This is a genomic window from Bacillus thermozeamaize (assembly GCA_002159075.1).
GTDB classification, from domain to species: Bacteria; Bacillota; Bacilli; order ZCTH02-B2; family ZCTH02-B2; genus Bacillus_BB; species Bacillus_BB thermozeamaize.
The window spans coordinates 30,431-45,713 of sequence record LZRT01000134.1 but is presented as its reverse complement, the minus strand read 5'-3'; the positions used below and the strand labels follow the sequence as shown (position 1 = coordinate 45,713).

At 45.7% G+C, this 15,283-nt stretch carries 14 protein-coding genes; 10 read left to right on the top strand and 4 right to left on the bottom strand.

Features of this window, described 5'->3' with window-relative positions; all coding sequences use genetic code 11:
* Window positions 1-644: 644 nt before the first annotated feature.
* Together BAA01_04700 and BAA01_04695 are read right to left on the bottom strand one after the other, a co-directional pair.
* Window positions 645-1,217 (bottom strand): transporter, encoded by a 573-nt coding sequence (locus BAA01_04700; protein ID OUM84348.1) that lies wholly within the window; start codon window positions 1,215-1,217, stop codon window positions 645-647.
* Between the two features lie 166 nt (window positions 1,218-1,383).
* The gene (locus BAA01_04695) at window positions 1,384-2,613 is read right to left on the bottom strand and encodes a formamidase (protein OUM84339.1); all 1,230 of its coding nucleotides are present in this window, start codon (window positions 2,611-2,613) and stop codon (window positions 1,384-1,386) included.
* Between the two features lie 459 nt (window positions 2,614-3,072).
* Between BAA01_04695 and BAA01_04690 the strand changes: the two genes are divergently transcribed.
* The 6 genes from BAA01_04690 to BAA01_04665 all read left to right on the top strand — a co-directional run bounded on the left by BAA01_04690 (window position 3,073) and on the right by BAA01_04665 (window position 10,554).
* Entirely contained in the window at window positions 3,073-5,403 is a 2,331-nt protein-coding gene (locus BAA01_04690; GenBank protein OUM84338.1) for a hypothetical protein, read from the top strand.
* 165 nt (window positions 5,404-5,568) lie between these two features.
* The gene (locus BAA01_04685) at window positions 5,569-5,781 is read left to right on the top strand and encodes a hypothetical protein (protein OUM84337.1); all 213 of its coding nucleotides are present in this window, start codon (window positions 5,569-5,571) and stop codon (window positions 5,779-5,781) included.
* 107 nt (window positions 5,782-5,888) lie between these two features.
* Entirely contained in the window at window positions 5,889-6,995 is a 1,107-nt protein-coding gene (locus BAA01_04680; protein ID OUM84336.1) for a hypothetical protein, read from the top strand.
* Window positions 6,996-7,604: 609 nt separating this feature from the next.
* The gene (locus BAA01_04675) at window positions 7,605-9,476 is read left to right on the top strand and encodes an amino acid permease (GenBank protein ID OUM84335.1); all 1,872 of its coding nucleotides are present in this window, start codon (window positions 7,605-7,607) and stop codon (window positions 9,474-9,476) included.
* A gap of 229 nt (window positions 9,477-9,705) precedes the next feature.
* A complete protein-coding gene (locus BAA01_04670) occupies window positions 9,706-10,131 on the top strand; it encodes a MerR family transcriptional regulator (protein ID OUM84334.1) in 426 nt (141 codons plus the stop codon).
* 48 nt (window positions 10,132-10,179) lie between these two features.
* The gene (locus BAA01_04665; protein OUM84333.1) at window positions 10,180-10,554 is read left to right on the top strand and encodes a hypothetical protein; all 375 of its coding nucleotides are present in this window, start codon (window positions 10,180-10,182) and stop codon (window positions 10,552-10,554) included.
* A 252-nt stretch (window positions 10,555-10,806) separates the two neighbouring features.
* Here the strand turns inward: BAA01_04665 and BAA01_04660 are convergent, their stop codons facing one another.
* Both BAA01_04660 and BAA01_04655 read right to left on the bottom strand, forming a co-directional pair.
* On the bottom strand, window positions 10,807-11,373 hold the full coding sequence (locus BAA01_04660) for a hypothetical protein (GenBank protein OUM84347.1): 567 nt from the start codon (window positions 11,371-11,373) through the stop codon (window positions 10,807-10,809).
* 208 nt (window positions 11,374-11,581) lie between these two features.
* Complete coding sequence (locus BAA01_04655) at window positions 11,582-12,292, bottom strand: hypothetical protein (GenBank protein OUM84332.1); 711 nt, start codon at window positions 12,290-12,292, stop codon at window positions 11,582-11,584.
* 238 nt (window positions 12,293-12,530) lie between these two features.
* Between BAA01_04655 and BAA01_04650 the strand changes: the two genes are divergently transcribed.
* From BAA01_04650 to BAA01_04635, 4 genes are all read left to right on the top strand, one after another.
* Window positions 12,531-13,205, top strand: a complete 675-nt coding sequence (locus BAA01_04650; GenBank protein OUM84331.1) for a hypothetical protein — start codon at window positions 12,531-12,533, stop codon at window positions 13,203-13,205.
* A complete protein-coding gene (locus BAA01_04645) occupies window positions 13,205-13,699 on the top strand; it encodes a hypothetical protein (protein ID OUM84330.1) in 495 nt (164 codons plus the stop codon). The genes BAA01_04650 and BAA01_04645 overlap by 1 nt, the downstream gene beginning before the upstream one ends.
* A gap of 1 nt (window position 13,700) precedes the next feature.
* On the top strand, window positions 13,701-14,420 hold the full coding sequence (locus BAA01_04640; GenBank protein ID OUM84329.1) for a phage shock protein A: 720 nt from the start codon (window positions 13,701-13,703) through the stop codon (window positions 14,418-14,420).
* A 190-nt stretch (window positions 14,421-14,610) separates the two neighbouring features.
* Window positions 14,611-15,273, top strand: a complete 663-nt coding sequence (locus BAA01_04635; protein ID OUM84328.1) for a hypothetical protein — start codon at window positions 14,611-14,613, stop codon at window positions 15,271-15,273.
* Window positions 15,274-15,283: the final 10 nt, after the last annotated feature.

Sequence of the window (15,283 nt, the reverse complement as noted above, 5' to 3'; positions counted from 1 at the left end):
CCCTCGCTAGCGCTCGCCCTTGACAGAACCTTTCCGCTATCGTAAGCAGTTACCAGGAAGGATAAGACTTCCGTGTCCAATTCCACTGGATGCCCTAAGTGATTTACACAAACTTCTTGACACTACCAATTGTTTTTCAAACAATAGTTTCCTTCTTGTCATGTATATGCTATAATTTACATAACTGCTAAGCTTATACCAACGGACCCATGCCGGGAAGGTTGGATGTATGATTTCCTGTTCCGCACCAGGGATAGCCCTTGAACCTTCATCCCAGCCATACGGGAAACCGTATGTGACGCGGTGCCGGGATGCAGGAAGAAGGGAAGGCCGGCTATGGTAACACCGGTCTGGTTGCCTGTACGTTCTGGTTTGCCTAACAAGCACCAGGTGACGGCAGGAAGTGTTTGTTGAAAGAGGATGCGTGTGCCATATTCAGGGTGGTATGCGCGTACCTATATATGGATACGTAAAAAGAAGCCGGATTTGCTCCGAAATGGAGTGTTCCGGCTTTTTGTTTATAAAAAACATGATTTTTATCTGGGAATTTCCTTGTTTCTTATACTTGTTAGGAATTCACTTCGTTACAAAATTGCTTTTGCAAAGAACTTTTGAAACTCGGGCATAATTTTTTCTCACGTGTATCAGCCTGTGGGAGCATTGTACCTCATAGATGGTTTCTTGGAATCAGTTCCCCGTTTAAAATATAAATATACAAACCATATCACCAGTAAAAGGGCAAACACTGCGAACAAGGCATTCGAGACGATATCCCAGGCATTAATTAATATTAAAAATGCCGGAATGGTTGCAGTGAACCAGCTTATGATCAACGTTACCCAACCTGTAAATCTTCTGATATCTTTTTTTAAGCCAAGTAATAGAAAGAACAATAACCACAGAAAGGCCCACATTAGCCAAATAATCCCGAATTTTATGTTTTTTAAGTAAATCATGTTAACACCTGCATGACTACATGCGGCGATTGCAACCCATAAGGAATACCAGCCAATTCCATTCGTATCTATGTTTAGTAAAGTAACAATACCGACGTAGAGATATGTGAAACCGAAAAGCAAAATGCCGCTAGCACTAAAGATTAGCCAGGGGTTCTCACCTGCTGTCATAATGAGATACAGGGGTGTTATCGTTTGCAGGGCACCAACAAAAAGATTAAATATCGCTGCACTCTTGGCATCCACACGTTCCAGCAACATTAACCCATTAATGAAGAGGACAGCTCCAACATAAAAAAGGCCCACAGTATCCAAGTTTAACCACCTCCAGAGGATTAAATGAGGAAGGGGGTGGGTTGTAGTGGGATGAACGCTGGCGTCGTTTTACACCAGCGTTCTCTAGCTGTTACTCCTCTTCAGCGCTTGATTACAGTGCTTTCGGTAAAGTACCGCCTTTTATGACTTTTTTCGGTCCGTCATCGGTTGGCATAATGTCAAAATCGAAGATGTCAGTGGGGAGCCACAGGGTACAACACGCATTGGGGATATCCACCACAGAACTTATTCGACCTTCAATAGGCGCCGTTCCTAATATCATATACGCTTCTTCGCCACTGTAACCAAATCCTTTCAAGTATTCGATTGCCTGGAGGCAAGCTTGTCTATAAGCCACGTGTGCATCAAGGTAATGTTGATTTCCTTCCTCATCTACAGAATAGCCTTCAAAGACGATATACTTTGAAAACCGAGGTTCTATGGGACTAGGAATAAAAATCGGGTGACTGATATTATATTTGCTCATGCCATTCTTGATCACATCCACATGCAGGTGGATCCAGCCTGCCATTTCAATGGCACCGCAAAATGTAATTTCCCCATCCCCTTGTGTAAAGTGAAGATCTCCAACGGTTAATTTGGCTCCAGGCACGTATACGGGTAAATAAGCCCTTGCACCACGGGTTAAATTTTTGATATCACGGTTACCACCATTTTCTCTCGGCGGAATGGTGCGGGCGGCCTCTTTGGCGATGCGATCGTATTCTCCGGTGCCCGGTTTTAAGTTACCGAGGATGGCATTTTTCGGCTCCGGCGGCAAGGCCAGTGGAGGGACTCGATTACTATTTTGGGAGATCAGTTTTCTTTCCCGTTCATTCCATTTTTGAAGCAGGTCGTGGGAGGGGGCTGTTCCCAAAATACCAGGGTGTGCGATTGAAGGAATGCGTACCCCCGGGATGTGTCTGGAAGTAGCATACACTCCGTTAAAATCCCAGATGGCTTTATGGGCGTGAGGAAAATGATCGGTTAAAAATCCGCCGCCATTATACTTGGAGAAAATACCGGTGTATCCCCAATTACGCTTGGGGTGAGGCCCAAGATCTAAAATATCGACAATGAGTAGGTCGCCTGGTTCGGCGCCTTCTACATAGATTGGTCCGGTAAGATGGTGGTTTGGTGTCAAATCCATATCACGAATGTCGTCCGCGCTGTCATCATTTCGCACTTGTCCCGCCGTCCAATCCAGACATTCAAGGATAAAGTCATCTCCTGGTTTTACATCTGCAATGGCAGGAATGTCAGGATGCCACCGATTCTGTAGCACTTCTTTTTGTTCTTCTGCCGGCCGGTTCGGATCGACAGTTATGTGTAGTTTGCTCATCATCATCCCTCCATCATAAACTTTCTAAGTCCTTAATCAGACTTTATCAGAACCATAGTTAACCATGGTAAAACAAACCAATTTTCACCTCCTTTCCCTCTACATCCCAAAAAGCAAAAATGATGCCAATTTTCCAATGAAACATTCCAAAAAAATCAAATAAGAAGTTGGCCGAAAGAAGGAGTGAAAACTAAGACTGAACAACTTTGAATAAACACTCTCTAATTTAGCCTGATTCCATTTTCCCGAACAGAGAGGTGTTTTTCTGTCAATAACACGATTTTTTGTGTAGATAATCCGTATGTGTGACAATAGTTTAACTGGATTTTCAAGTTTGAAAGTTGAGTTAATAATAAATCATCATGTATACTAAATTTACTAGTTTAGCAGAGGGAACGCGTTCTGTCCTTTTATGGCACACTGTGTATCAAATTGACACAAATCGAAGGGGGGTTTTTGATGAATGAGATCAGCTTAGGATTATTGTTTTCCCTCACCGGTGTGACATCCATAACTGAAAAAGGACAGTACCAGGCAGCCCGGTTTGCTATCAATCGTTATCTTCAACAAAGTTATCAGCTGGTTCGGTTGAACACGATAGTTTGTGATATCCGATCTGATCCGGATGAGTGTGTGAGGCAAGCGGAAGAATTAGCGAAATCAGGAGTGAAAATCTTCATCGGTTGTTATACTTCAGCTTGTCGCAAAGCTCTTTTACCCGTACTCGAGAGGTATGATTCATTGTTAATGTATCCGACGTTGTATGAGGGGTTGGAAGCCCACCCTCATGTTTTTTATACAGGTGAAGTCCCTAACCAGCAAATTTTCACTTTGTTACTTTACATGATTTCTCATTTTGGTCCCAAAGTATATTTGATTGGAACGGATTATATATATCCGCATTACACCAATCGTCAAATATATGAATACATTACTCAACTGAATGGCGAAGTGGTGGGAGAAAGTTATGTGTCATTTGGCCAAAATCGTTTTGAAGAGATTATTAAAGACATCTTAGCCCGTAGACCAGACGCTATATTATCCACTCTGGTAGGAGAAAATGTTAAATATTTTTACCGGTGTTATTATGACATGGGAGTGGATCCGGCGGAAATACCTATCTTCAGTCCCATTACATCGGAAATCGAGATTAAAGCCATGGGTGAAAAATATGGCGCTGGCCACTATGGATGTGCCAGCTACTTTCAATCGATACCGAATCGAGAGAATGAGAAATTTATCGCCGAATTTAAGAAATTTATTGGAGAAGATAGCGTGATCTCTTCAGTCATGATGAATACGTACATCGGAGTTCGTCTTCTGTTAGAGGCCATCGACAAAACTGGAAACGTTCATCGTCAGGATATTTTTCGGTACTTAAAGGGGAGATCTTTTAAGGCTCCTAATGGAGTTTTAAAGGTAGACCCCAATAATATGCATTTATCCCGCCAGGTTTTTATTGGCCGGGCAAATCATGAGGGGCAGTTTGATTTGGTTTGGTCTTCTGATACAGAGATTGAGCCTAACCCTTTTTTCAAATACAATATCAGCTTACCTAAACCTTTACCCTGGATGGCGATTGTGAATATTTGGAAGGAACACTCGGGTGATGTGCTGATTGTGTTGGACCAACAGAGTAAAGTGCTGTTTGCCAGTACCCGTGCTCAACAATTGTTAAATATTGGTGTAGGGAAGAAGGTCGATTCAGATGAACTTAGAAAAAATTTTAACATGATAGTTGACCAAGTGATTCATCATCATGAGCCTTTACGGGTCTTATTGGGTTGTTCGATTTCAGATCATTCATTATTAACACATAAGAATAAAAAGAAAGAGAAAATTTTTCAGTTCCACACAATACGGACGAAAAATGTTGCCTATCAGCAAACGCTACAATTAGCTAAAGTAGCGGCAGGTACTGATGCCAATGTTTTGATTTTAGGGGAAACAGGGACGGGGAAAGAAGTATTGGCTCGGGCCATACATGAACAGAGTGAACGGAAGAATTCCCCTTTTGTCGCTGTCAATATGGGAGCCATCCCAAAAGAGCTGATCGCCAGTGAATTGTTCGGATATAAGGAAGGTGCCTTTACAGGAGCAAAAAAAGGTGGGATGAAAGGTAAATTTGAACAGGCTGACGGGGGGACGCTCTTTTTAGATGAAATAGGAGAAATGCCATTGGAACTTCAAGCTTACTTATTACGTGCTATCGCCAACAAGACGATCACCCGGCTGGGTGATGACCGCGAAAGACCAGTCAATGTCCGAATCATTAGTGCAACCAACCGTAATCTTAAAGAAGAGATCGCTTATGGACGCTCATTTAGGGCTGATTTGTACTATAGGCTGAATGTATTTACCCTTGAAATTCCGCCATTAAGAGATCGTAAAGAGGATATTTCCCATTTGGTCACAGAGATGCTTCATGAGCTCTACAATCAGTATGGCCAGGGTCCTATGCGCATTTCAAACGATTGTCTACATCAACTTCATCTACATTCTTGGCCTGGAAATATCAGAGAGTTAAAGAACACCATTGAGCGCGCTTTTTTTCTAGCTTTTAAAGAGAATGAAATCAAACCTGAGCATCTTTGTTTGGATATCGGACAGTCTGGGAACAATATGCATCAACCGTATAAAAAAATATTCAAACTTAAAGAATTGGAAAAAGAAGCCATTGAAAAGGCGTTACAGAAGACAACATCCGCAAAGGAGGTAGCCGAAATGTTAGGAATTTCAAGAAGCACGCTATATAGGAAAATGAAACAATTTAATATTAAGCAGCAGTAGTATAACTCAACTTTCGCGCTTGAATAATCCGATTAAATCTTCGTCATTCATGGATTGTTAGGATAAAAAATCGTGTTTTTTACTAAAAAGCGCCTTTCTGCTTGGCAAAATGGAATCAGCCAAATTCATACCATCCCAAGCACGTAACCAAACAGGATGTGTAACTTGCATGAGAGCGTAGCTTGTCCGCCGAAATCTGATAAAATAATTAATTTAGAGGATTATCTTGATGATGCAGGAAAGTTTGAAGGTGATAACTTGGCATTTCACTTCTTGAATTTTATAATCACAATATTGCTTTTATTAATCGTGTTCTTGTTTTTCATCGGATGCTTGTATTTTTTGGGGAAATTTTTGAGATGGATCATTCATAAGTAAAAAATGTATCAGACTGGCTTTTATTGCCGGTCTTTTTTCATCATATTATTCATTAACATTTCATTCTCATATTGAATTGCTGATATTTTTCATAAAAGAGGGTTTGTATGAAAAAAGGGATGATCATTCTCGTCTTCAGCTTGGCTTGTTTGTTAACCGGTTGTGCAAAGGGCACAAATGATTACTCGATCGAAGAGTTTCCGTTTTCAGAAGATAAAACATTGTTTATTTACTCCAAAAAAGATCGCAGACCAGTTGTCGAAGACATTTTGCAAAATAGGCGAGACGATTCGCTTTCGCTGTTGCGGATGGTGATGGACGAAGGCCTTATTAAAGTTGTTTATACAGATGAAAGTCCTTTTGACGTGTTAATTGCAGATGTGAAGGAAATTCGTTCAGATTCTCACATGCAGGAATACGTGCAAGTACAGTTTGCCATGGGAAAAAAGGTCTTTTTGTACGGGGGGCTTTCCTTAGAGGACTACGCTGAATTGGTCGGGTTGGATCAACTGACTCTAAAGCTTGGAGACGGGGTCTACGACATCCTTGGCTATTCGCTGAGTACATCCTCTCTTGTTGCTGTGAATATGTCTGTCGGGATGCTCGAAAACACCCCATCGGAACACTACTATTTGCAAGAAATTCTGAGCTTGGAAAAAAGCTGGTTGGAGAGAAATAGGGAGAATTTGAATGAGATGATGGTTCAGAGCGATATGTTTTTTCCTAGGTACGTAGAAGTAATTGGAAGTACCTATACTTCATCAGGGTTGTTGGCTGGTAGGTTGATAGACCATTATAAGTTAAACAATAATCCGGATCCAGAGATAATAGATCCGCTCTATGATTACCTTTTGCTGGAAGGGTCCACCGAAATCAAAGGTTACAATGGCTACTTGGGATATCGTGCAGAGTTCAAGCACGCACTCCCTTTTGCAACTGATGAACTCCTGGACTGGAAAATATTTATAGATACAAAGGAACGAAAGATTCATCCACGTGTCACTCAACAAGTATCTTTATATGAGGATTGGGTAAGCTTTCGTATCGCGAATCTTCTTACCCGAAATCTGAATGGAAATATCATACAATACCAAACAAAATGGGCTTATCCATACCCCTATACAGGCATAGATATAGTTCATACGGCTTTGTTCAGCAATGGGTGGGACAGTTGGCCGGTCAATCATGCCAATCAGGTTCGGTATAACTATTAAATCATATTAAGCTTACATCCAACTTCTTGTGCAATCCAGAGGCAAAGGATTCTTGTTAAGCAAGAATCACATCAAGCGTGGTGTGCGAATTCCCGGCATCCCTTAGCCAGGCCATAAAAGGAAGAAATCAAGAGATACGAATTGAAATGAAGAGATTAAAGCGATAATCAGCATGATTATTCGATCACCTTCATGAAATAAGGATTAAATCTTCGCATTTATAACTTTACAGTTTCCGTTCGCAGGAGTAACATACGTAACAAATTCATAACCAAGTTTCATAATCTAATCGCTGAATTTCCGTCAAGGAAAGCGGGGGAACCGAATGGTGAAGCTGCTTTGGTGTGAGAGCCGGAGCAAGCGTCACCTGGGGTGAATCCCGAAGCAGAGCGTCAGGGAGTCTCTGTTTTGGGTAGGGCGTCTCTCACCGCCCGAATCCGTCAGCTAACCTCGTAAGCGTCTGTGGGGAGGGTGAAACGTCTACGGTCCGATTTAGGCCGCAGGGGATACCTCTGCGGTTTTTTATGTTGGAAACAAAAATGGGGATATTATCGACAGAAGAGCTTGCTGCTTGCCCGTTGATTTTCACTTTTTGGCAACAAGGGTTTCATGCAAATTTCATGCAAACATGAATCCATACTCGGTGGTGTCAGTAACTTGGCTTCTTTGAAAAGACTTTTAATTGGAAGACCTTTGAAATCCACGGAAATAGGCGAGCAAAAACTGAACAAGACGAAGGCTCTTGCGATTCTCTCTTCGGATGCTTTATCTTCCGTCGCTTACGGTCCGGAACAAATTTTGTTGGTCTTAATGACGGTCGGCGCTGCTGCATTTTGGTATTCCATTCCGATTGGCATCGGCGTGTTGATTTTATTGCTGGCCCTTATTTTATCCTACCGTCAAATCATATTTTCTTATCCTCATGGCGGGGGAGCTTATGTCGTATCCAAGGAAAATTTGGGGTTGTACCCGGGCTTGATCGCCGGCGGTTCATTGTTAGTGGACTATATATTGACGGTGGCGGTCAGCGTTTCGGCGGGCACAGACGCGATCACTTCCGCTTTTCCGGGTTTACATGAACATACGGTTGCGATTGCCGTCGCTTTTGTCGTGTTTTTGACTTTACTCAACTTAAGGGGGGTCAGGGAGTCCGCTTCCATTCTCGCCTATCCGGTGTATTTGTTTGTATTGGCGTTGTTCATCTTAATCGGAGCAGGCATTTACAATGTTATAACCGGTAAGCTTCCGCCGGATGTGCATGCACCCATCGGCACGCCCATCGCCGGCATCAGCTTGTTTTTGCTGCTTCGAGCGTTTGCCTCAGGAAGTTCCTCTTTAACCGGAGTCGAGGCCATTACGAATGCGATACCGAACTTTAAAGATCCGGCACCTAAGAATGCGGCCAAAACGTTGGTCGCAATGGGCATCTTGCTTGCTGCGTTATTTTCCGGCATTGTCATTTTAGCTTACTATTACGGGATTACCCCAAGGCCCGAGGTGACCGTTCTCTCACAGATCGCCGAGCAGACCTTCGGCCGGAACTTTATGTACTACTTCATTCAAGGAATCACGGCATTGATCTTAATCCTTGCCGCGAACACCGCTTATTCCGCTTTTCCGTTACTTGCCGTCAACCTTGCCAAAGATAAATTTATCCCACGCATGTTCACCATTCGAGGGGACCGGTTGGGTTACTCAAACGGAATCATTTTTCTTGGGGTTTTATCCATCGTTTTAATCATTGCCTTTCATGGCCAAACCGAACATCTGATTCCGCTGTATGCTGTCGGCGTATTCATTCCCTTTACCCTTTCTCAGACAGGCATGATTGTCAAATGGGTTCGCGAGAAACCGCGAGGCTGGATGCCAAAACTTTTCATTAACGTGACAGGCGCCCTGATTTGCATGACCGTGACTGGCATCTTCTTTTTGACAAGATTCCAGCAGGTATGGCCGGTGCTTGTTTTCTTGCCGCTCATCATTTACTTGTTTCATCACATTCGAAAACACTATGATGCTGTCGGCGAACAGTTGAGAGTGTCAGCCTGCGATTCCGTTGTGCCTATCGAAGGAAATGTGTTCATTCTGCCCGTGTCAGGCATCACGCAAGTTGTTGAGCACTCCATAAACTATGCCCGATCTCTTCACGCGGAACAGATCATCGCCGTTTATGTCTCTTTCGATAGGGAAGATGAGTCGCGTTTTGCAGAAAAATGGCACCGGTGGATGCCTGATATTCGGCTTGTGACGCTTTATTCTCCATACAGGAGCATTATTCAGCCGCTAAGCAAATTTATTGATTCGGTGCAACGCAAAGCGAGTCAATCGAACTACGAGGTCACGATCATCATTCCGCAGTTCATACCCAAGAAAGGCTGGCACAACATCCTTCATAACCAAACAGGCCTGCTGATACACGCTTACTTGCTGTTTCGGAAAGATGTCATTGTGACGACGGTTCCGTATCATTTGAAGAAATAGGCATAAGCCCGGCTTCCTGGCCGTAGCCGCGCCGGGCCGGGGCGGTCACACAAATCAGCGAGGAATAATCAGGGGCTAAATGAGGAAGCCTCCATGGTAGTATGCCGTGGGGGCTTTGAACGTTTGCAGGTCATGATCTCCGGAAAACGACACCCATAACGTTTGACTGTACACTTTTAAAATCCTATAATGGGGTTAAATCAAACGAGAGGGTGATTGAGATGGGAAATTGTATCGCATAGGAGAACTGGCAAAGGCCGCCAATGTCTCGAAACGCACCATTGATTACTACACGCAGCTGGGATTGCTGACCTTCGAACGGACGGAATCGAATTATCGGTATTATTCGGAAGAAGCATTGGAACGGTTAAGGCTGATTCAATTATTCAAAAAAGAGAAGCTGTCGCTGGAAGAAATCCGGGAACGATTAAGAGTCCTTGACGAACAAAAACTCCCCGCGGCGGACGTTTCCGAAAAGATGCGCGAAATTTGTGAACAAATTCATCTGTTGGAGGATCGGCTTCTGGAATTAAAGCCGCTGTTGTCCAAATTAAACGAACAGCAATTGCGGGTGCTCACCAAACAGATGTCCGTTCAATGCGCTTCTTTCATCCACACGCTGCACCTTCTGATTGGAGCGCATCCGTTCATTTAAAAACATGAAATATCAGGAGGTGGAGTCCCTCTTTGCAGGGACGAATACTTGGACGGTCCGGGTCTTACATTGTTTAACTTGTTTTTGGTGTTTTTTCTCGTGTTCATGAATGGATTTTTCGTCGCGGCGGAGTTTGCGATGGTGAAAATCCGTTCGAGCCGATTGGCGCAGTTGGTCGAGGAAGGGAATCGAAAAGCGAAAATCGCGCAGAAAATCACTGAAAACTTGGACGCTTACCTTTCCGCCTGCCAGCTGGGAATCACGCTCGCTTCCCTTGGACTTGGTTGGGTTGGCGAACCGGCAGTTGCCCGTTTGATTGAGAAACCGCTGGAAAATTTGGGCGTTTCCCAAGTCGCGATACATACCATTGCATTCAAGAGGAAGAGCACGGTGTGGACAAGGTGCTTGGTGCTGCTGCGCTGACTTATGTGGCGGCTGCGTTGATCTCTGTGCTCGAGTTGATCAAGTTCGTCATGATCTTCCTTAACCAGTTGCAATCCAAAGAAGAATGATTGTGTAAAATGAAATCCGGGCGCAACCGTCCGGATTTTTTACTCACCTTTTGCCCTGACAACCCCGGTTCAACCTTTGCCAAAGAGAAACCCTCTTAAATCAAGGGTTTTCGTGACGCACGCCAATCCAACATATGTGTTTGGCCGCTTGACACGGTGGAGGTCAGATTTCTTCCGTTTGTTCTTTTTGCTCTTGCCTGTTCTTTTGCATCCTTTTCTTGAAAAGGATCACGAACGTCAGCAGCAAGGCCACTCCAAGGAAAAGGTAGTTCAAGTACTCGTTGACCATGGCTTCTGCCGCCTTGCCATACACGAAGAACAGCGCACCAACCACGTAAAACTTGGCTGCCCGTCCGATGGCCGCGTATCCGATCAGCCGCCAAAGGGAAAATTTTAGGCATCCGGCCAGGATGGTAAACACTTTGAATGGAATGGGCGTAAAGGAGCCGACCAGGATGGCCAGTTCTCCATTTCGTTGAAACATTGCTGACGCAGATTCTATCCACTGTTTTTTCAGCAATTTATACAACAGAGAATTTCCTAAAAACTTTCCGATCAGATAGCCAAACGGTGTTCCCAGGAGACAGCCGATGTACCCAACTGTCGCAAGCCATAATGCGGAGGATGGATTGATCAAGCTCAGGGACACTTGCAGGAAAAAGGCGGGTATCGGAAAGATGATTGCGTCAATAAAGGCGTGAATAAAAAGCCCCCAAGCGCCGAAATTCATCAGAAAATCGAGGATCTGTTGAAAAAACAATCAGCGGCCCTCCTAAAGTCAACGATCTACAATAAGCCGATCTTACTGACAAAAATCTACACTCCCTGTCATTATACCATCATCTATTTCTTTCACCATACATATGTTAAAGAAAAAGCAGGGATTCCCCTCAGCGGGACCCTGCTTTTTTATCAATATGGATTTTTCTTATTCTTCCTCAATCCCCTGTTTTCAAGGTTTCCAGCATCGCCCAGAAGCGGGGCTCCACTCCTTCGGCCGCTTCGGTATGCGGCAGGGACATGGTGAAGCGGAACATCGTCCCGTCAATCGCCGTGACGACAATATTTTTTGTCAGATCCTCGGATGAGGCGCGAAGGTAAAGGATAGCGTTTTTCTTGAACGGTTCCGAAATCCCGGCATTTTTGACGTCCTCCACCTTTCCGATCATGGCCAGTTCCTCTTCCATGTTTTTCCTTAGATCTTCCAGGTTGGTGACGGAACCTATTTTTTCGATCCGCATGTTGAAACGATCATCGTTCTTAAAGGAAATGAGATCCTTTCCCGGTTCTTCGGCCGTCCATTCAAAACCGGGCAGCAAGTAGAAGCTGTATTTCTGATCGCTGCTTTTCGTCAGTGTTCCCGTTTCCGTTTCTTCCATCCCTTCCAGGTTCAGCTTGATCTCTGCTTTTTCGGGGCGTTCCAGGTTTTTTACGACCGGTGTATCCGGATCCTGACCTGACGGCTTGTTTTGATGGTCAACTGGTTCTTGCGCAGAAGCGGGTTCTTGGGCAGGAGCGCCATTGGCGCTTGCGGGTTCTTGTGGCGCCGATTCCGGTGCCGTTGTTCCGCAGCCGACCAAAAGCAGCGACAGGGATGAAACGCTAAGGGCCGTAAACAATCTCTTTTTCCATGCCTTGGCTTTTTCCATTGTGTTTCCCCTTTCTGTGCATTGCGTTTTCATTTGTTTGGACGAAGAAATGCCGTGACGGTTCCGCAGTTTTCCATTGCATTAGGGGGTTGGTTCGACACAAGTCGGACAAGTTTCCCGGTCTTTGGTCCAGGGGGAAAAACCGCCGCGGGTCGGTTTTGGCAAAGCCGGGGTTTCCCTACAATGAAACCAGGATGTTGGTTTTCTTGTAGTTGCAATATTAAAGGAGGGAGCTTGATTGGGTGTATTCAGACGGATGCGAGACATCGGCGTAGCCACTTTCCATGAGATGTTGGAACAGACAGAGGATCCCATTCGACTGATGGATCGCTACTTGGCGGAACTGCGGGAACAAATCCATAAATTGGAACGCTTGTACCGGCAGTGTCAGGTTCACGTGCAGTTCCTGAAACGGCAGCTTGTTTATTCCGAAGAGATGAAGCAAAAAAGGGAGCATCAGGCTTATCTTGCCATGAAAGCCGGTGAAGAGGAAATGGCCCGCCTGGCTATCCAAGAGAAGGTGCACTACGAGGAGAAAAGCAGGGATTACCGCGTATTGTGTGAAGAAAGCGAGAAATCGCTGCTTGAAATGGAAAATCAATTGCTGGAATTAAGGATGGAATACCAGGAATTGCTGGAGCACCGAGGGTATTTTCAGGCACGGTTGGAGACGGTGCGCCTGCAGCAGCAGATGAACCAGTGGACGGGGAAAATGGGGCTCAGGCCCGACAGGCAGATGTTTCGTCGCATAGAGGAGCGCATTTCCGACCTGGAGCTGGAATCGAAAGCATGGCGTGAGGTCCGGCAAATGACCCGGAGTGCACCGGTTGCCGCAAGCAGTACCGCGCTTCAGGCGGTGGAGGAGGAAGTGAATCGATTACGTCAGAGGTTGAGTCAGGAGGGCTGTAAGTGATGAAAAAGCTGTATCGTTCGAGCAGAGACCGAAAACTGACAGGATTGTGCGGCGGGTTGGCGGAAGTGCTCAACGTTGACCCTACCCTGCTGCGGTTGGTTGTGGCATTGGCTGCCTTCTTTTCCGGAGGTGTGATCATCCCGTTGTACATCATTGCCAGCCTGGTGATTCCGAAAGAACCGGACCAAATGTTCTCGCCAGGCTGGAGCGGCTACAGCAGCTCAATGTGGGGACATAAATCCGGTGGAGGTTGGGGACATACGGGAGGCGGCTGGGGCACGATGGGAGAACATGCCCCCAGCATGGACGGCCCGGCAGTGAGCCAGGAAGCGGCTGGGATGCCGCCGAAAGACTCGCATCTGGATGAGATGATGAAAGATCTTGAGAAAAAGGCGCTGGAAAAAGAAATTGAAGCGCTGCGTGCCAAGCTGAAGGAGTACGAGAAGAAAACCAAAACATCGATCCAATCAAACACAAAGGAAGGAGATCAGTGAGATGGGCGTTTTTCAGCGGATTAAGGATATCACAAGAGCTTCCCTGAATGACATGCTGGACAAGGTGGAAGATCCCGTAGTCATGTTGAACCAGTATCTGCGTGATATGGAGGAGGAAATCGCGCAAGCAGAGGTAGGCGTTGCCAAGCAGATGGCCACTGAACGGAAGTTGAGGCAGCGTTTGGATGAGTCCGTGCGGCTGAGCATGGATCGGGAAGCGAAAGCCATGGAGGCCTTGAGAAACGGGGAGGAATCCAGGGCCCGCATGTGGTTGGAAGAAAAACTATATCATGATGAGAAAGTGAAGGAGATCCGGGACCTTCACCTACAAGCCAAGAACACGGTGGAAGAATTGGTGCAGCAGCTTCACGAGATGAAAGATCAATATTACCAGATGCGGAACAAGCGCCATGAACTTGCGGCGCGTGCCCAGCTGGCGAAAACACGGAAGCATATGGCGCAGGTATCCAGTGCGAATGTGCTGGAGACAGGACAGGCGGCACGCGGCTTTCACCGTATGGAAGAGAAAATCATGCAAATGGAGATCGAGGCGGAAATTCTTCGCAAGCCCCATTTAGGACAGGGGTATGCTGTCAACCCTTATCAGGCCACTGATGCCGCGACACAGCAGAAGATCGAAGAACAGTTGCAGGCGTTGCGGGAAAAAGTGCGCCCGGAACAGGATACCCGGACAGAGCCACAAGAACTTTCGGACAACTGACAACCGATTAAAATGGCTGTACATGACCTATACGTCATCTTGCCGGAAAGATGTGCTATAGTTATAGAAAGATACGAGGCCATAGGGCAGTCTTGCCGCTCTATGGCTTTTCTTCCTGTTCCGTCTTGCATGCCATTCCGGTGTCATTGGCCGGTGTAGGCCCTTTTTCAGAGGATGAGGGAGGTGCGACATGGACGCGACAAAAAAACAACGCCAACGCAATACGTCTTTGCTGCTCATCGGAACGGGCGTTTTTTTGCTCCTGCATAAGCTGGTAGGTTTTGTTACAATTGTCGCCCTCCTGCTGATCATCCTGGGCGTTTACCGTGCGCACGGACTGAATGACCAGAAAAAAGGATATCTCTTTGCGTGCATCGGCGTGATCATCCTCATCAGCAACAATTTGACACTGGTTATCGCGATGATTCTCATCTCGCTGGGATTGTTTTACATCAAATCAAAACAAGTGAACCGCCATCCTGTTTCCCGGCAAAAGCAAAAGCTAGTGGAAAGCATGAAATGTGATCGTGATCCTTGGGTGTTGCAAAACATGGGCTTGTGGCACCTGGCTGGGGAAATCAACCTGGATTTTTCCTTGGCGATGCCGGAACAGGAAGAGACAACCATCATACTGCACGGGATTGCCGGGGATGTGGACTTGTTGATCCCGGGTGATTATGGAATCACGATGGATGCGTTTGTCGGGGCCGGCCGAATCAGGCTGGATCAGGAGACGGATTCCGGGTTGCTGAACAAAGTGCAGTGGCAGTCCCCTGGTTACCATCAGAGCAGTCAGAAACTGAAGCTGGTGATCTTCTATCTCGCCGGCGATATCGACATCAAACGGTTGTGAGGTGACTCGT